We start from the raw sequence: 17,678 nt of genomic DNA on the forward strand, positions 1-17,678 counted from the left end.
CAATGATATGCTTGTTTTCAAAACATTACAATCTGATTAGAACGTCATGTCGCAAAAAAATGCTTGCGAAAGGGGATAAAAACGATTCACGAACGAAATTGTCAATGGAAGAAGTTAAAGTGCGGTGCGAAGTGTTTGAAGTGAAAATGACGATACAGCCATAGGTGTAAGAAAAAACACATAACCGAACATGGTTACGTGTTTTTTAAATGAGTTGAATTTGTTTTATCTCTTCTTCTCCAACAGCGACCATCCTCCCACCATCTGGAGTAAATATGATTTCATCATCATCGAAATCTGTATCTTCTTGATCAATATAATCATGAACAAACCCTTCCAGCACGGTTCCATCTTTAAACACAATTCGCACTCTTTTTTGAATGTATCTCCATAACTTCATAAGAATCCCCTTAATATTGTAAAATACGCTTTGTTCTCAATCATTTTTCCTACATTTATACGTAACTTCAACAACTTCATCGGTTGTGACGTAAAACATATCATCAAAATCATCTGCGCGTTGGCAAAAATATTTTGGTTCAGTCGGAAACACTTCCAAAACAGTCGCCTCTGTCCCGTCTTTTAGACGTATAACATCCAATTCTTCCACAATCATTTGTCTCTCCCTCGCTTTTCGTTAAGGATTGTAATCGATTTTATTTCGTTTTCCGATACTCCAAAAACATAGCCTTTTCCTTTTGTTTCTTTGTTTGTAATCACTAAACTATCTATTCCATCCTCGCTGTCTTCCCCATCGCAGTAATCGCGAACAAACCCTTCTAACACATCTCCGTCTTTATATACAATTCGTACGTTTTTCCCAACATATTCCCATAATTTCATGACAGTCCTCCTTTATTTTTCGTGCATTAAATTTAAAACAGCTTTAACTGCTCTGAATTGTGCATAAGCTCATGAAGTTTAGCGACAACAGGGGCATTGTCGGTATTTATCATCATTTGAATGTCGTCCACATCTTTAATTGTGTAAAATTGTTTAGCAGGGATAAAGTATACTAATACTTTTTTGTTTAGTTTGGCAAGATTGATGATGTTATTCAATGTTCCTTTACTTTGCCCATTCCAAATCATAAAACCGTAGTCTGCGTTTTTTGCCATTTCTATATCTTTGGCTGCATAGTAATCAAATCCTTTTTTGTGTGGTTCAACCTCCACCTTCTCTACTTCCCATTGTCCGATATTGTTTCTTGCTCTTCCATTTGTTGCATAAACTTTAACATTTCGATAATTCAACGAATGTAAAAACTTTTGTACTTGCTTATCGACTCCATTTGCATCCCCGACCAAAACAGTGAAATTGTTGTTTATAATGTTGGACAATCTTTCTTTTACTTGTTTATTCAAAATGGACACTGCCCGTGGACCAGCTACAAATACCTTCATTGAACTCACCTTTACCACTTCTTATTTTCGTATATTTCTTCAACAATAGCCACTAAATTCCTTTATGTGAAGAAGAGATTTTAAAAATATGTCGGAAAAACGGCATACCAAACTTTCATATCGGTCGATTTTTATGAAAAGTCATCGCTTTTTGTTTTACACATCGCGTGGACAAGTTATAATTAAATTTGGAAATAAAAAGGAGGTATACGATGCTTACAGGTGAATTGCGCAATAAAGTCGATAAAATATGGGAAACGTTTTGGACGGGAGGGATTACTAATCCGCTAACCGTCATTGAACAGTTTACCTATTTGTTGTTTATTAAAGGTCTTGATGAAGCAGAAACGTATCGTGAACAAGAGGCGGCTATATTAGGTGTTGATTTTGAACGGATGTTTCCAGAAGATAAGCAGCACCTTCGTTGGAGCAAATTTAAAAACTTAGAAGCGTCGCAAATGTACGACATTGTATCGAACGAAGTGTTCCCGTTTATTAAAAGTTTGCATGGCAATAAAAATTCAGCGTACGCGAAATATATGAGCGATGCCATTTTTATGATTCCAACGCCACAAATGCTTGCGAAAATTGTCGATGGCATTGATAACATTCCGATGAAAGACCGCGATACAAAAGGGGATTTATACGAATATTTATTATCAAAAATCGCAACGGCGGGAACGAACGGTCAATTCCGCACGCCGCGTCATATTATCGAGATGATCGTTGACTTGATGAAACCGACTCCAGAAGATATTATCGTCGATCCAGCGGCGGGTTCGGCAGGATTTTTAGTAGCGGCAGGCGAATATTTGCGAAAAAAGCATGCGGACTTATTTTTAGTGCAAGGACTAAAAGAACATTTTCATAACGATATGTTCTATGGCTTTGATATGGATCGCACGATGTTGCGAATCGGTGCGATGAATATGATGCTTCACGGCATTGAAAATCCAAATATTGAATATCGTGATTCCCTTTCCGAGCAAAATAAAGATAACGAGAAATATACGCTCGTCCTCGCCAATCCACCATTTAAAGGTTCGTTAGATTACGAAGCAGTTTCAAGCGACTTGTTGAAAATTACAAGAACGAAAAAAACAGAGCTATTGTTTTTAGCATTATTTTTGCGCATTTTGAAAAAGGGCGGACGTTGTGCGTGCATCGTGCCAGACGGGGTATTGTTCGGAAGCTCAACTGCCCACAAAGCGATTCGGAAAGAAATTGTCGAAAACCATAAGCTAGAAGCAATTATTTCGATGCCAAGCGGTGTATTTAAACCGTACGCTGGTGTTTCGACAGCGATTATGATTTTTACAAAAACAGGCGTCGGCGGAACAGATTACGTCTGGTTTTACGACATGAAAGCGGACGGCTACTCATTGGACGACAAACGCAATCCAATCGAACAAAATGATATTCCCGACATCATTGCGCGCTTCCACAACCGTGAAGCGGAAAAAGACCGGAAGCGCACAGAGCAATCGTTCTTTGTGCCTGTGGAAGAAATCCGGGAAAATGACTATGACTTGTCGATTAACAAGTATAAAGAGATTGAGTATGAAGAAGTGCAGTATGAAGCGCCGAGTGTCATCTTAGAACGAGTGGAAACGTTGGAGAAAGAGATTATGAATGGCTTATCGGAATTAAAAAATTTAATACGGGGATAGAGTGATGCTATGTTTAGTAAGTATCAGGATAGTAAATCTTTAAGAAGTTTGCAAAGAAAAAATGATTGGAATTTATTTAGGTTTAGTGATGTTTTAAGGGATGATACTAAGAATGCAAGAAAAATAAAAAAAGAAGATTACCTTTCACAAGGGAGTTATCCAATTATTGACCAGGGGAAAGACTATATTGCTGGGTTTACCAATGAGGGAGACGGTATTTACGCTACTCCTCCATTAATTGTATTTGGTGATCATACAAGGCTCTTAAAGTATATTGATTTCCCTATATTCATAGGTGCGGATGGTGTAAAGCTGTTAAAAAATACATTTTCTGAGGAAGAAGTTCTTACAAAGTACATATATTATTATCTATGTACAGTGAATATACCTGACACAGGATATAACCGCCATTTTAAATTTTTAAAAGAAGTTATAATTCCTATTCCTAATATAGAGGTGCAAAAGCGTATCGTTCGTGTACTTGACAAAGCCCAAGAACTTATCGACAAACGTAAGGCCCAAATTGAAGCGTTGGATCAACTGGCGCAAAGTGTGTTTTTGGAGATGTTTGGGGATCCGGTTCGAAATAAAAAAAACTTTCCTAAAATGTCAATTAAAGATATTGCGAAATCAGATAAAAATGCAATTAAATCAGGACCATTTGGCTCAGCTTTAAAAAAAGAATTTTATGTAAGTAAAGGCTACAAAATATATGGACAAGAACAAGTGATCAGAGACGATTTTTCTTTTGGTGATTATTATATAGATGAAAATCTGTACAAGAGTTTAGAAAGTTATAAAATATCAGCAGGAGATATACTCATTAGTCTTGTAGGAACTTTTGGTAAAATAAGTATTGTTCCAGAAGAGTTTGAGCCAGGAATTATTAACCCACGTCTTATGAAAATCACCTTAAATCAAAATATAATGAAACCTGAATATTTTAAGTATTTGTTTTCTGTTCCAAGTATCATTTCACAAATAGAGCACGTTTCTCATGGTGGGACGATGGGAATTATTAATACAAAAATTATGAAGAATTTTGTTATTCCTGTTCCGCCTTTAGAACTTCAGAATAAATTCATAAACTTTTTGAAGAAAATTCAAATGCAAAAGAGCCTTTTACACAAAAGTTTGAATGATTTGGAGATTGCTTTCCACTCCCTAATGCACCGCGCGTTTAAGGGGGAGCTATTTAACAATTAATGCACGTCAACGGAATTGATATCGTGTTTGTCAGGGGAGGGGATTGAGTGTTATCTAACTTTCACTTTTTAATAGGCAAGCCCCATTACGAAAGTTTTGCGAATGCGTGTGTCGAGGCGGAGAGAAGTTTGATCGTGAGTCCGGCGACGTGCGCGATTTTGACGCGCCGGGCGCTGGAGCTTGCGGTGAAGTGGGTATATAGCTTTGATAGCGCGTTAAAAGTGCCGTATCAAGACAATTTATCGAGCTTAATTCACGATCATGGGTTTATGGAAATTATTGACGAAGAGTTGTTGCCGCTGTTGCGTTACATTGTCAAACTGGGAAATGTCGCGGTTCATACGAACTCGATGATTACGAGGGAAGAAGCGATTCTTTCGTTGCATCATCTTCATCAATTTGTTTCTTGGATTGACTATTGTTATTCCGATGAATATACCGCGACAGACTTTGACGAATCGCTGCTGCAAATGGGGGAGGAAAAGCGTGAACGTCCAGAGGAGCTAAAAGATTTATATGAGCGGTTAAGTTCGAAAGACAAGCGTCTTGAAGAAATGATGAAAGAAAACGAAAAACTTCGCGCGCTTCTCACCGCCAAAAGGGAAGCGAATACGAAAGAGTACGATTTCCAAGTTGACGAGTTAAGTGAATATGAAACGAGAAAGAAATATATCGATTTAGATTTAAAGTTAGCGGGTTGGGAATTTAAAAAGGACGTTGTTGTGGAATATCCTGTCGTTGGCATGCCGAATCAAGAAGGAGTCGGCTATGTCGATTACGTCTTGTTTGGCGATAACGGCAAGCCGCTTGCGGTTATCGAAGCAAAACGAACAACCGCTGATCCGAACAAAGGAAAGCAACAGGCAAAACTGTACGCCGACTGCATGGAAAACATGCACGGTCAACGCCCGATTATTTTTTACACAAACGGTTTTGAAACGTATATTTGGGATGATATTCATTATCCAGCGCGAAAAGTTTCTGGATTTTACAACAAAGAAGAATTGAGCTTATTGATTGATCGCCGAATGATGAAAAAGCCTTTTAACTATGTGCAAATTAACGAAAACATCATCAATCGTTACTATCAAAAAGAAGCGGTGTTAGCTGTATGCGATGCGCTCGAGAAAAAACAGCGCAAAGCGTTGCTTGTCATGGCGACGGGGAGCGGCAAAACGCGAACGGCGATCGCGATTGTCGATGTGCTCACGCGCCATAATTGGGTAAAAAATATTTTGTTTTTAGCAGACCGTAAAACGCTTGTCACGCAAGCGAAAAATAACTTTAGCCACCTGCTTCCGAATTTAACGCTATGTAATTTGCTTGACAACAAAGATAACCCAGAAGAAAGCCGTATGGTATTTTCGACATATCCAACGATGATGAATGCGATTGACGAAGCGAAGCGAAAAGACGGCAAACGCCTCTTTACCGTCGGACATTTTGACTTAATTATCGTCGATGAGTCGCATCGCAGCATTTATAAAAAATATCGGGCGATTTTTGACTACTTTGACGCAATATTGCTCGGGCTGACCGCCACACCAAAAGACGAAATTGACCGCAATACGTATGAAGTGTTTGATTTAGAAAACGGTGTTCCGACCTATGCCTATGAGTTAGATCAAGCGGTGAAAGACGGCTATTTAGTCGATTATCGGACGATTGAAACAACCCTGAAGTTTCTTGAAGAAGGCATTCGTTACGATGACTTATCCGATGAAGAAAAAGAACGATATGAAGAAACCTTTGACGATGAAGTAGGTGAGGATATTGACAGTGCCGCGTTAAATGAATGGCTGTTTAACGACGATACGATTGATACGGTACTGAGAGATTTAATGGAAAAAGGAATTCGCGTCGAAGGCGGGGACAAACTCGGCAAAACGATTATTTTTGCGAAAAATCACCGCCATGCGGAACGGATTGTGGAGCGTTTTGATCGATTGTATCCTGAATATAAAGGCGGCTTTGCACGCGTCATTGATTATAGCGTCAACTACTATCAAACGTTAATTGATGACTTTTCGGATCGGAACAAATTTCCGCAAATTGCCGTATCGGTCGATATGCTTGATACGGGTGTCGATATTCCAGAAGTCGTCAATCTTGTTTTTTTCAAAAAAGTGCGTTCGAAAGCAAAGTTTTGGCAAATGATTGGACGGGGCACGCGTTTATGTAAAGATTTATTAGGAATCGGTCAAGATAAAACGCATTTTCTTATTTTCGATTATTGCGGGAACTTTGAGTTTTTCCGTCAAAACCCAAAAGGAATCGACGGAGAAATAGGAGAAAGTTTAACAGAGCGCTTATTTCACGCCAAAGTTGAAATGATTAAAGAGCTTCAACATTTACGTTATCAAGAGGAAGAATATGTTGTTTATCGCAATGAATTAATTGATGATGTGCTTGCACAAATCAAGAAATTAAACGAAGAAAGCTTCCGCGTAAGGCAATCCATTCAGTATGTGCATAAGTTTAAAAATCGCGCGAATTGGGATTCGTTGACGGCGATGGATGTGAATGAGCTCCAACAATACATCGCGCCGCTTATTGTTCCGCTTAACGATGATGAGTTTGCGAAGCGGTTTGATTTGCTTATGTATACGATTGAACTAGCAAAACTGCAAACGAAAAACGCCACAAAACCAATTCGGAGCGTAATTCGCACTGCGGAGGCATTATCTAAGCTCGGTTCGATTCCTCAAGTCGCGGAACAAAAAAATATTATTGAAAAAGTGCAGACGGAAGAGTTTTGGAAAGAAGCAGATCTTTTTGAACTAGAAGCTGTTCGCGAAGCGTTGCGTGAATTAGTGAAGTTTCTTGAACGAGAAACAAGGAAAATTTACTACACGAATTTTAAAGATCAAGTGTTGGAAGTGAAAGAAAACGGTTCGATGTTAGAAGTAAACGACTTAAGAAATTATCGCAAAAAAGTCGAGCATTATCTTCATGAACATCGCGATCAGCTAGCGATTTACAAACTGCGCCATAATAAAAAGTTAACCGTGCAAGATTTGCGCACATTAGAACACATTCTTTGGAACGAACTCGGGACGAAAGCCGATTACGAAAAAGAATTTGGCGACACGCCAATTATGAAACTTGTTCGCAAAACGGTCGGGCTTGATCCGCAAGCAGCAAACGAAGCGTTTTCGGAATTTTTATCAAACGAACGGCTAAACATTCACCAAAGCCGCTTTGTCAAATTGATCGTCGATTACTTTGTAAAAAATGGCGTGATGGACAAAAAAGTATTACAAGAGGAACCGTTTAAAACGGTCGGAAGCATTGTCGATTTGTTTAAAGACAACTTAGACGATGCACGTAGAATTATTAGCATTATCGATGAGATTAATCGAAATTCAGAAGAGATTGCAGGGGCATAGCATCGTGCGATTATCTGGAATAGGGGCATGAACGCCCCTCTTTTTGAAACGAGATGAACGAGGTGGAAACAAAAGAACAAGTGTTGAAATTGGTTGTTTTGCATGAGAAAGAAGCCAAAATAAATCCCCAGAGAGCACATTATTTGTTCTTCTGGGGATTATTGTTGACTTAAGTATTTTTCTAACGTTTCCAAATCATCAGCGTCAGTCAATATACTTAAAGCCCAATGGTAAGGAGATTCATGAAAACCAATTGGGTCTTCCATTAATGACTTAACAGCACCTGACTTTTTGATAAGCTCTTTTGCTTCAGTTTCACATTTTCCAAATTCGACAATAAGTTCACGAATAATATGCTGAACCATAATTTCGATTTCTTTTTGAATGATCATAGACATGAGCCCCTTTGCACTTTCATGCATAGTCATCGTACCATACACGAAAAGCGACATCATCGATATGCTATTATTTCTCCATTTTCTTCGCCAAATCAGCAACCTCGCTAATTGTAAGCCCTGTTCGTTTTGCAATTTCGTGAATCGGTAGTACGTCTAATAAATTTTTTGCTATTTCAAGTGTTTTTTCGTGCACTTCTTTTTCTTTTTCTTGCTCAAACTCTTCGACAAGTAAGCGCATGACTTTGTTCATTTTCATCCACTCCTTTATTTTTTGTGCATATTGTTCGTCAATAAACTTATCGGTAGCGGTTAAAATGCCAGCAATGACGTGCAATTGTGTTCGTTCGTTGTGAATATTTTTTGCCAATTCAATCGTTTTTTCAATCATCATTTGTCGGTCAAAACGGCTATGCATAAGCGGAACGAGAATGAGCTTCATCGTTTCCTCTGCTGTTAGCGGTTCATTGTTGCAAATTTTTTCTTCGATCGTTGCAAAAATTGCATCACCGTTGTACTCAGAAAGCAACACGGCTTTGGAAGAAAGAAATACATCACCAGCGTAAAATTGTTCATATTTTCGTGTGACATCACTTGTGTAAATGACCACGATACGAATGTGTCTCAGTTGTTTTTCTTGTTTATAGTATGTGTACAAAATTCGGTAAGCATAATCGAGGTATTTCAGATGATTGTCGATAAACCGTTCATTGCTTTCGTATTCGAGTAGGAGAATAGAATCGTCTTCGAGAAGAAATAATGTGTCAGAACGCTTTTCATCAGCTCGCACTGCTGGGAATTCGTTCGGCAGAAGCGCTTTAATTTTCGGAAGGTCATGGAGACCGTACACATCAAGCGCTTGATTACGATACAATTCGCTTAGCGACTTAAACAAAATATCTTTAGCGTGATACGATATTCCGTGCGCCATTTTGTTGCCCTCCGCTTTTTACTATTATTATACCTGTTGCCTCCTTTCATTGTCATCATTTGTTAGAATTTTGTCATAACAATCCGTCACCGCAGCGTTGTTAAGGAAAATGGGGTATACTGAAAAACAAATAGAACTACAATTTTTGTGTATGGAGTGAGAAGCAGTGAAAAAAGAACAAGGGTTGGACTGGGATATTTCATGCAGGAGGGAAATATGTTGAACGCAAATTGGAACTTTGACAATAGCTATGCCCGTTTACCCGAGCGATTTTTTACGAGGATTCACCCAACGCCTGTCAGTGATCCGGAACTTGTCATGCTTAATCGTTCGCTTGCCGAGGAGCTAGGGTTGAATGTAGAGGCGTTGGCGAGTGAAGAAGGGGTGGCAGTGTTTGCGGGAAATCATATTCCGGAAGGAGCGGAGCCTTTGGCGCAGGCGTATGCCGGGCATCAGTTCGGGTATTTTAATATGCTTGGCGATGGTCGCGCCATTTTGCTTGGGGAGCACGTGAATTCAAATGGAGAGCGGGTCGATATTCAGCTGAAAGGGTCGGGACGGACGCCATATTCGCGCGGTGGGGATGGTCGTGCGGCGCTTGGGCCGATGCTTCGTGAGTATATCATTAGCGAGGCAATGCACGCCCTTCGTATTCCGACGACTAGAAGTTTAGCTGTTGTGACGACAGGGGAAGTTGTCATTCGAGAAACGGAACTTCGAGGGGCGATTTTAACGCGCGTGGCGGCGAGTCATTTACGGGTCGGGACGTTTCAATATGCGGCACGGTTTTTATCCAAAGAGGAATTGCAGACGTTAGCCGATTATGCGATAAAGCGGCATTACCCGAACGGTGAACATGCGTCCAACCGCTATCTTTTTTTACTTGAAGAAGTGATGAAAAAACAGGCGGCGCTTGTCGCGAAATGGCAATTGGTCGGGTTTATTCATGGGGTGATGAATACCGATAATATGACGATTAGCGGAGAGACGATTGATTACGGACCGTGCGCGTTTATGGATGTGTACGATCCGAAGACGGTGTTTAGTTCGATTGATACGCAAGGTCGCTATGCGTACGGCAATCAGCCGTATATTGCTGGGTGGAACATCGCACGCTTTGCAGAAAGCCTATTGCCGCTTTTCCATGACGAAGAAGAAAAAGCGATCGAACTAGCGCAAGAAGTAATCGCTCCATTTCCGACGTTGTATGAAACGTATTGGCTGAAAGGGATGCGAGCAAAACTTGGGCTTTGTACGGAAGAGGAGGAAGATAAAAAGCTCATTGGTGAGTTGCTTCATCTTATGCATACACATCGCGCCGATTATACGAATACGTTTCGCGCGTTGACGCTAGATGAATGGAATTTTAGTGAAAAAGAGTTTCGCGACTGGCATACACGGTGGCAACAAAGAATCGCTCGCCAAGACATGAAAAAAGAAGAAGTGTATGAATTCATGCGACAAAACAACCCTGCGATCGTTCCACGAAACTATCGGGTCGAAGAAGCGCTTGCCGCAGCCGAGCAAGGGGACAATACCGTTATGGAACGGTTACTTTATGTACTTTCCGCTCCCTATGCATACACGAAAGAACAAGACGAATACGCCAAGCCCCCTGCACCGTCTGACCGACCATATCGGACGTTTTGTGGGACGTAGGAAAACTTCTCTTTGTTGAGAGAAGTTTTTTCTTATGGAAAGGGGCTGTTGTTGCGTTGTAATATAAGGAAAGAAAGGGGGAGAAATATTGTTTCCATTTTTGCAAAACAATTTATACACAAAGGTAAAGCTCCCAAAAGGAACGGTTGTTTTTCGTGAAGGAGATATATGTGAACATGTTGCATTTATCGTTTCCGGTGTTATCCGAGTAGCAAAGATAGGGGAAAACGGGAAAGAAGTGAATTTATATCGTGTTTGTCGTGGAGAGTCGTGCGTGTTGACCATTTCAAGCGTATTGTCGCGTTCACCTTTTCCAGCGACTGCGATTGTGGAAGAAGATGCGGAAGCGATGATCGTTCCGAAAGATACGTTTGTGACGATGATGACAACACATACACAGCTACAAACGTTTGTTTATGACATGATGATGAATCGCTTTATGGCGATGATGCAGATGATTGAACACATAGTATTTGAAAAAATGGACAAGCGTCTTATTGAGTTTTTGCTTGGATGGTGTGAGAAAAATAAAACAAATGTTATCGAGATGACACATGAGTATATCGCGACGGAACTTGGAACGGCGCGTGAAGTTGTCAGTCGCATTTTAAAACAACTCGAGCGAGAAGGATATGTGCAATTAGCGCGCGGAAAAATAAAAATTGTTGATAAAGAAAAATTATATGACAAATTAGCAACAATGTGACTTTATCACGGAACGAATCGATTGTTTCCTCTATGATAAAGGTAGAAAGGCGAGGGGAGGAAAAAGCAATGAAAGCAAATGTTGGTTCGGCTGATCGTATCGTTCGTTTCATACTAGGAATTTCTTTATTAGGATTATTTTTTCTTGAAGGGAATATCAAATACGTTGGCATTTTAGGAATTGTTCTTATTGTTACTGCATTCATGAAATTTTGCCCACTTTATGTACCATTTCGGATTAATACAACGAAAAAATAACCTAAGCAAACGCTTAGGTTATTTTTTTAAAGATAAGAAAGCCTCCTCAGGCGGGCGTTTTGTGTTTTTCTTAAATAGAGGATAAAAATTAGCGAGTACGAGAAAACTAGTAGTTTGTTCATGTGATTGTTGTCATACCAATCTGCCCTCTGTTACACTAACAATAGGATAAATGTTCTATATGTAAAAAATAGTTTTAAAATTAAAGACAGGGGTGGATGTATGCTGTTTAGGCGCTTTTTTCCGAAAAAAGGTGAACTGCTCGAACAAGGAACAAACTATTCTTTTGAAGGGCGTTTTGTTGATACGCTTTCGTTCAACCATTTTACAAAAGACGATTTTATGAAATTACAACAAATTCACCAGTTGCTTTCCCCCTATCAAGAAGAAATAGTAGAGTTGTTTTATGAAGCATTAAAAGGTATTAGCCCTAAAGCTGCGCAAACGGTGACAAAGAAAAACATCGCTGATTATCTCCGTACGTTTTTTACGATGGAACGGCAACGGGAGTATGTGGACGAAAGTTTGCGCTTTTTCCATCGGCTAAGAAAAGAAAGCGTAAATATCGGAAAGTTAATTGTTGCATTTAACCAATTTAATTTTTTTGTACTAACAACGCTATTAGCTAGAGTAGCGCTATCTCCAAAGCGTTGTATCTCCTTAATGGCTGTATTGCAACGGGCAATCAATATCGAGCAGCAGCTTTTAGTTGAAGTATATACAGAGGCGATGTTAGAGCAAATTGCTGATGGTACTGCCGCACTGATGGAACAAAATACAGAAATTATGTTTGTGAAAGATTTATTGCGCTCGCTCGATGAACAAAACGGAAATATTCAAATGGTGACAGCAGCAACAGAGGAAATTAATTCTTCCGTGTTTGAAGTGGCAAATGCGGCGACCGTGATTGCAGAAAAGACGACGATGGCAGTAGAGCAAGCAGAACAAGGACAAAAAATGATTGCAGAAGCATTTCATGAAATTATTGAAACCGATCAAACGTTTGCGAATATGGTGCGACAATTTGAACATTTGCAGCACCACTTAACCGCCATTGAAAAAGTCATGCAGCTAGTAAACGGGATTGCCGACCAGACAAACTTGCTAGCACTTAATGCTTCCATCGAAGCGGCAAGGGCAGGGGAATATGGAAAAGGCTTTTCCATCGTCGCAGAGGAAATTCGCAAGCTAGCGGATCATACGGTTCAATCGCTCGATGAAATCCGGAAAAATATTGGGGAGCTAAGAGGTATCTCCGATAACGTTTCTTCCGCTATTCATTCCACGTCCACTGTTATTCGTCAAGCGGTAAATCAAGCGGAAGAAGCGTTGCCGATTTTACAAACGATTACACAAGCAATGGGAGATATTCAAGATAGCACAAACACAAATGCAGCTGTTGCCCAAGAACAAGCTGCAGCTGTGGACGAAATATCGAATCGCATGGCAGAGATAGCATCGTTGACCGAACACGTAAAGCAGTTGGGAGAAAGAACAGGGAAAACGATTCATGAATTAAGCCAAGCGATTGATCGTTTCCGTTTGCAAACGGTCGAAGGAAACGGGGTCAAGCTATCATCCAAGGCGCTACTTTCCTTAGCAAAGGCAGATCATCTATTATGGAAATGGCGTATTTATAATATGTTGATTGGGATTGAACACGTTCGCCCAGACGCGGTTGCCTCCCACCGTCACTGCCGCCTTGGGAAATGGTATTTTGACGAAGAGACGCAAAAATGGCTAAAAGGCATCGCAGCGTTTGATCGTCTAGATATGCCGCATCAAGCGGTGCACGCAGCAGCGAAAAAAGCTGCAGAAGCATATGAGCGCGGAGATATTCGCCAAGCGGAAAGTCATTTGCGTGAATTAGAAACAGCATCTGCGGAAGTAGTAGGGTATATCAATGGATTAATAGAAAAAATTGAGCGAGATAGAACGTTTATGAACGCTTAATAAAATAATGGTAAAAAATACAAATATAAATCTTATTAACGTTTGTGCTATAATAATATGTGAAAAAATGAATATATGGCAAACTACTCGAAAGGGTAGGGCGCAAAGCTAAAGGGGCTACCTCTATTGAGTTGTTCAATAGACATGCCAGCCAGTTGCCCTTCTTTTTTAAGAAGGTTTCACGGACTTGGATTCACGTGTCGAAAACTGCCTCTTTATCAAGGGCAGTTTTTTTATGTGGACGAATTCTCTTACACACAGAAAAATGGGAGGAGATAGCACATGCAGCTAAGCGTAAGAAAAAAACTAGTAGCGACTTTTTTTGCGGTTTTATTGCTTTTTTCTACTGTTACGGTTATCACGTATAGCCGATTTGGCACGATTGACCACCAATACTCGATGATGACAACAGAAAGTTTTCAACGGGTAAATTTAGTAACGGAAATGCAAAATTCGGTATTAAGAGAACAAATCGCGGTTCGCGGCTATTTAATTAATGGGAAAGAAGAAAGCTTAACGGCATTTCGGCAAGCAGCAGACGATTTTGCAAAGCATGCAGACGAGTTAATGCAGAGAAAATTTAGCGCGCAATCGCAAGCGATTATCGAACAATTAATCGCAGCAGAAAAAGAGTACCGGCAATTGGCAGAACAAGCGATTGTGTTAAAACAACAAAACAATATGGCGGAAATTTCGCGGTTAATGAAAGAACGAGGCAACGCTATTACCGTTCAAGTGACGGAAGCTGGAGAAAAGGCGCGAGCTGACCAAGCGGCGTACGTCAAAACGGTGAGTGAAACATTGTCACGGCAAGTAGATGGGATTAAACAAATTACACTGCTTATTAGTGTTTTTTCACTAATTGTGAGTATCGCGGTGGCGCTATACATAAGCAAACGAATTTCTGATCCTGTGGAGCAACTTTCAAAGCAAGCGGAACAAATCGCTAACGGAAATTTAGCTGTTGAAGAGCTTCACGTGAAAAACCGCGACGAAATTGGTCAATTAGCGCACTCGTTTAACGCGATGGTGAAAAATTTGCGAACGCTCATTCACGAAGTAAGTCAAGCGACAGAGCATGTCGCTAGTTCGGCAGAAGAGTTGACAGCGAGCGCGGAACAAGCGAGCGCGGCGACAAACCAAGTGACGATGGCGATTCAAGAAGTGGCGAGCGGTGCCGAGTATCAAGAGAAAAGTACGGAAGAAAGCGCAAAAGCAGCGAATGAAATTGCGGTGTCGATTCGACGAGTGACAGAAACGGCGGCGCTTGTTGCCGAATCAGCGCTCGAGACGAACAAACAAGCAACAGCGGGACACGAATATTTAGGAAAAGTTATCGGCCAAATGCATACGATTAACGAATCGACAAACGAAATGAATCACGTCATTAAAGAACTGAATCATAAATCGACGCAAATCGGCCGTATTGTTGATGTCATTGTGACGATTGCTGAACAGACAAATCTTCTCGCATTGAATGCGGCGATTGAATCTGCAAGGGCAGGGGAGCATGGCCGAGGGTTTGCGGTAGTAGCCGATGAAGTGAGAAAATTAGCCGAACAATCACGGCAATCTGCCAATGAAATTGCCCAGTTAATTGAAGTCATTCAGCAAGATACGCTAGGCGTGGTCGAAATTGTTGCTAAAGGGACAGAGGAGGTGCAGCAAGGAACGAAGCTAATAGAGGAAACCGGTGCGTTTTTCGAGCGTATTTTGCAGTCGGTAGCCCACGTTAGTGCACAAATTCAAGAACTATCCGCTGTTTCAGAAGAAATGGCAGCAAGCGTTCACCAAGTTCACGCCTCGATGGAGGAAGTTGCAACCATCGCGAAACGATTCGGCGAAAGCACAGCTGAAGTCGCCTCTGCTTCTGAAGAGCAGCTAGCGTCTGTCGAGGAAGTGACATCATCCGCCACAGAATTAGCAAACATGGCAGAACAGCTGCGGCAGGTAGTTGGAGCGTTTAAACTATAGGCTCGGCAAACATGCCGAGCCTTATTTTCGATACCGATCCCCACCATACCGATGCAAATCGTCCACTTTTTTCATCGAATACCACTGCCCGACCGTCAACGACAGCACCATAAACACACTCCCAACCGCAAATCCGACTTTGTAATACCCTAAGAAAAAAAGCAAAAAGGAGCTGATGAGTGAAAGAAGCATAATAATCATTAACCACGTTTTCATTTGTTCTTTTCTTTTTCCGTCCATTAGGCAACCTCCATGTGTGAAAAAGATAATTTTATCATAACCAATTAGAAAAACAGCTTCAAGGAGAGTAGATGTGGGGGAGGGAAGGTGAGCCAAAGAGCGGTCACTCTTCCTCGTCTTGAAGTAATAATATGTAAATGCGTGTGAATATGTAGCCCTTTTATTTATTTTTTATGGAAGTAGTCTGACTATGTTCAACTAAGGAAATAATATCTTTGATAATTCGATAAACATGGATTTTTTGCTTTTTATCCAACTTCTTTAACAGAGCAATAATCTCTTTCTCCATATCATCCAGTTGTTCTTCGTGCTCATGTACAAGCCAATCGATTGAAACGTTCAATACTTTGCTTACGGGAATGATGACATCTATTCTTGGAGTGACAACTCCGTTAATCACTTTGCTAATTGTACTTTTTGGTTGCCCTGTTTTTTCTATTAAATCTTTTTGTTTCATATTTAACTCCTTTAGTCGCTTTTTAATTTGTTTACTTAATATTTGCTTCACATCGTTCATGAAAATTCAATCCTTTCAGAAAAGGGTAATATAATATCCTTTTTTGGTTATTTTTTTGTTGAAAAATTCCCAATAAGGAACTATAATCTGAGTTAAGAGGAAAAAATATGTTATATCATCGTTTCCGATAAATGGTTATCATTATATGAATGAACTTTGTTTCATTTCAATATACGGCTTTATTGCACTAAAGGAGTGATTTTTAATATTGCTAAATGTTATAGGTTAAGTATGTTAACTGGGTAATAAATATGGGTTGATTTTGTTACATTCATTTATTTTTTAACGAGAGACTATCTAATGGTTGTTATTTACAAGATATAAACATTTTAGCATATTCATTCAGTGTATCTGTTCTCGGTTTATTATTTCTGTTTTAGGCATATAAATCGATTATGACCATAATTTGTTGTTGTAAAAAGGCGTTAGATATATTTTATCATTTTCTTAAAAAGTCCTTCATTTCAAATTTTTATAAAGAGGTTTTAAGTATTAGGTAAAATTAGCTTGAATATCGAGGTCGGCTATGGAAAGTAACGTCACTGTCAGGGGCATTATCGTTAATCAATTATTTGAAAACGTATTTCAGCCAATTTATTGTTTGCCTAATTTAGAGTTAGTTGGGTATGAGAGTCTACTTCGTTGTCCATTTGTTCCTAATCCTGAAGAACTATTTCTTTATGCGAGCGAACGTGGGAATGTTTATAATCTTGATATTGCTTCCATAGTGAATTCATTGAAGGAATTTTCTGCGTTTTTCAATTCTGTTTGTTCTTATAATGTTTTTTTGTCTTTAAATGTATATCCATATACAATTGAAATGCCTTTTTTTCCGCAAGTGATGAATCAGCTAGTGAAAAATGCTTCTTTGTTTCATCAACAAGTGATTTTAGAAATTAACGAATTGGAGAAGATGGAGAATTTAGAGAAAGTATTGAATAATATATATTTGTTAAAAGAACAGGGGTTTCTTATCGCGCTTGACGATTTAGGGAAAGGAGACTATTCGCTGCAGCTGCTGATTGAACTAGCACCGAATGTCATAAAAATTGACCGATCGCTTGCGAAAAACTTATCAAAAGATGCGAAAAAACAGCGAGATGTATCATCTATCGTTCGTCTTTTTGGAAAGAATACAAAAATCGTATTGGAAGGAATTGAAACAGAAGAAGATTTTCATTGTGCGAAATTGCTAGGTGTTTCCTATGGACAAGGATATTATTTAGGGAAGCCCAAAAAATTAAATGTAGAAATAGTATAGTGGGGTCGATACACTATCTTCCCATTATTTTTACGTGAATAGGTCTATGAACCTATTTTTTTTATGTACTCAACATTTTTGAAACGATGAATATAAATTGTTGATAGAAATGTTTTG

At 39.7% G+C, this 17,678-nt stretch carries 17 protein-coding genes and 1 riboswitch; of the genes, 9 read left to right on the forward strand and 8 right to left on the reverse strand.

Annotation, left to right across the window (positions count from 1 at the left end; all coding sequences use genetic code 11):
- Positions 1-205 precede the first annotated feature (205 nt).
- The 4 genes from GGR02_RS05730 to GGR02_RS05745 are packed head-to-tail and all read right to left on the reverse strand — an operon-like array spanning position 206 to position 1,403.
- Positions 206-400 (reverse strand): hypothetical protein, encoded by a 195-nt coding sequence (locus GGR02_RS05730; RefSeq protein ID WP_183183774.1) that lies wholly within the window; start codon positions 398-400, stop codon positions 206-208.
- A gap of 36 nt (positions 401-436) precedes the next feature.
- Positions 437-616, reverse strand: a complete 180-nt coding sequence (locus GGR02_RS05735) for a hypothetical protein (RefSeq protein ID WP_183183775.1) — start codon at positions 614-616, stop codon at positions 437-439.
- A complete protein-coding gene (locus GGR02_RS05740) occupies positions 613-843 on the reverse strand; it encodes a hypothetical protein (RefSeq protein WP_183183776.1) in 231 nt (76 codons plus the stop codon). Before GGR02_RS05740 ends, GGR02_RS05735 begins: the two co-directional genes overlap by 4 nt.
- Before the next feature lie 32 nt (positions 844-875).
- Positions 876-1,403 carry a hypothetical protein gene (locus GGR02_RS05745; protein ID WP_183183777.1) on the reverse strand — a complete coding sequence of 176 codons (528 nt, stop codon included), beginning with the start codon at positions 1,401-1,403 and terminating at the stop codon, positions 876-878.
- A gap of 212 nt (positions 1,404-1,615) precedes the next feature.
- Between GGR02_RS05745 and GGR02_RS05750 the strand changes: the two genes are divergently transcribed.
- The 3 genes from GGR02_RS05750 to GGR02_RS05760 are packed head-to-tail and all read left to right on the forward strand — an operon-like array spanning position 1,616 to position 7,668.
- Complete coding sequence (locus tag GGR02_RS05750) at positions 1,616-3,073, forward strand: type I restriction-modification system subunit M (protein ID WP_183183778.1); 1,458 nt, start codon at positions 1,616-1,618, stop codon at positions 3,071-3,073.
- Positions 3,074-3,082: 9 nt separating this feature from the next.
- The gene (locus tag GGR02_RS05755) at positions 3,083-4,279 is read left to right on the forward strand and encodes a restriction endonuclease subunit S (protein ID WP_183183779.1); all 1,197 of its coding nucleotides are present in this window, start codon (positions 3,083-3,085) and stop codon (positions 4,277-4,279) included.
- Between the two features lie 47 nt (positions 4,280-4,326).
- A complete protein-coding gene (locus GGR02_RS05760) occupies positions 4,327-7,668 on the forward strand; it encodes a DEAD/DEAH box helicase family protein (RefSeq protein WP_183183780.1) in 3,342 nt (1,113 codons plus the stop codon).
- A gap of 158 nt (positions 7,669-7,826) precedes the next feature.
- Here the strand turns inward: GGR02_RS05760 and GGR02_RS05765 are convergent, their stop codons facing one another.
- On the reverse strand, positions 7,827-8,060 hold the full coding sequence (locus GGR02_RS05765) for a hypothetical protein (RefSeq protein WP_183183781.1): 234 nt from the start codon (positions 8,058-8,060) through the stop codon (positions 7,827-7,829).
- Positions 8,061-8,133: 73 nt separating this feature from the next.
- Complete coding sequence (locus tag GGR02_RS05770; RefSeq protein ID WP_183183782.1) at positions 8,134-8,994, reverse strand: RpnC/YadD family protein; 861 nt, start codon at positions 8,992-8,994, stop codon at positions 8,134-8,136.
- A gap of 216 nt (positions 8,995-9,210) precedes the next feature.
- Here GGR02_RS05770 and GGR02_RS05775 point away from each other — a divergent pair, with 216 nt between their 5' ends.
- From GGR02_RS05775 to GGR02_RS05795, 5 genes are all read left to right on the forward strand, one after another.
- Positions 9,211-10,653: a protein adenylyltransferase SelO gene (locus GGR02_RS05775; RefSeq protein ID WP_183183783.1), complete on the forward strand. Its 1,443-nt coding sequence runs from the start codon at positions 9,211-9,213 to the stop codon at positions 10,651-10,653.
- 88 nt (positions 10,654-10,741) lie between these two features.
- On the forward strand, positions 10,742-11,359 hold the full coding sequence (locus GGR02_RS05780) for a Crp/Fnr family transcriptional regulator (protein ID WP_183183784.1): 618 nt from the start codon (positions 10,742-10,744) through the stop codon (positions 11,357-11,359).
- Positions 11,360-11,427: 68 nt separating this feature from the next.
- Positions 11,428-11,616 carry a YgaP family membrane protein gene (locus GGR02_RS05785; protein ID WP_183183785.1) on the forward strand — a complete coding sequence of 63 codons (189 nt, stop codon included), beginning with the start codon at positions 11,428-11,430 and terminating at the stop codon, positions 11,614-11,616.
- Positions 11,617-11,838: 222 nt separating this feature from the next.
- On the forward strand, positions 11,839-13,569 hold the full coding sequence (locus tag GGR02_RS05790; RefSeq protein WP_183183786.1) for a methyl-accepting chemotaxis protein: 1,731 nt from the start codon (positions 11,839-11,841) through the stop codon (positions 13,567-13,569).
- 67 nt (positions 13,570-13,636) lie between these two features.
- Positions 13,637-13,732: riboswitch (cyclic di-GMP riboswitch) on the forward strand.
- Between the two features lie 119 nt (positions 13,733-13,851).
- Positions 13,852-15,543 (forward strand): methyl-accepting chemotaxis protein, encoded by a 1,692-nt coding sequence (locus GGR02_RS05795; protein ID WP_183183787.1) that lies wholly within the window; start codon positions 13,852-13,854, stop codon positions 15,541-15,543.
- 21 nt (positions 15,544-15,564) lie between these two features.
- Here GGR02_RS05795 and GGR02_RS05800 read toward each other — a convergent pair whose 3' ends face one another.
- Entirely contained in the window at positions 15,565-15,783 is a 219-nt protein-coding gene (locus GGR02_RS05800) for a hypothetical protein (protein WP_183183788.1), read from the reverse strand.
- A 160-nt stretch (positions 15,784-15,943) separates the two neighbouring features.
- On the reverse strand, positions 15,944-16,300 hold the full coding sequence (locus GGR02_RS05805) for a helix-turn-helix domain-containing protein (RefSeq protein ID WP_183183789.1): 357 nt from the start codon (positions 16,298-16,300) through the stop codon (positions 15,944-15,946).
- Positions 16,301-16,826: 526 nt separating this feature from the next.
- On the opposite strand from GGR02_RS05805, the gene GGR02_RS05810 reads away from it, so the two are divergent.
- Complete coding sequence (locus GGR02_RS05810; RefSeq protein WP_183183790.1) at positions 16,827-17,561, forward strand: EAL domain-containing protein; 735 nt, start codon at positions 16,827-16,829, stop codon at positions 17,559-17,561.
- Positions 17,562-17,678: the final 117 nt, after the last annotated feature.

The sequence above is a fragment of the Anoxybacteroides voinovskiense genome (assembly GCF_014196205.1).
GTDB lineage: Bacteria > Bacillota > Bacilli > Bacillales > Anoxybacillaceae > Anoxybacteroides > Anoxybacteroides voinovskiense.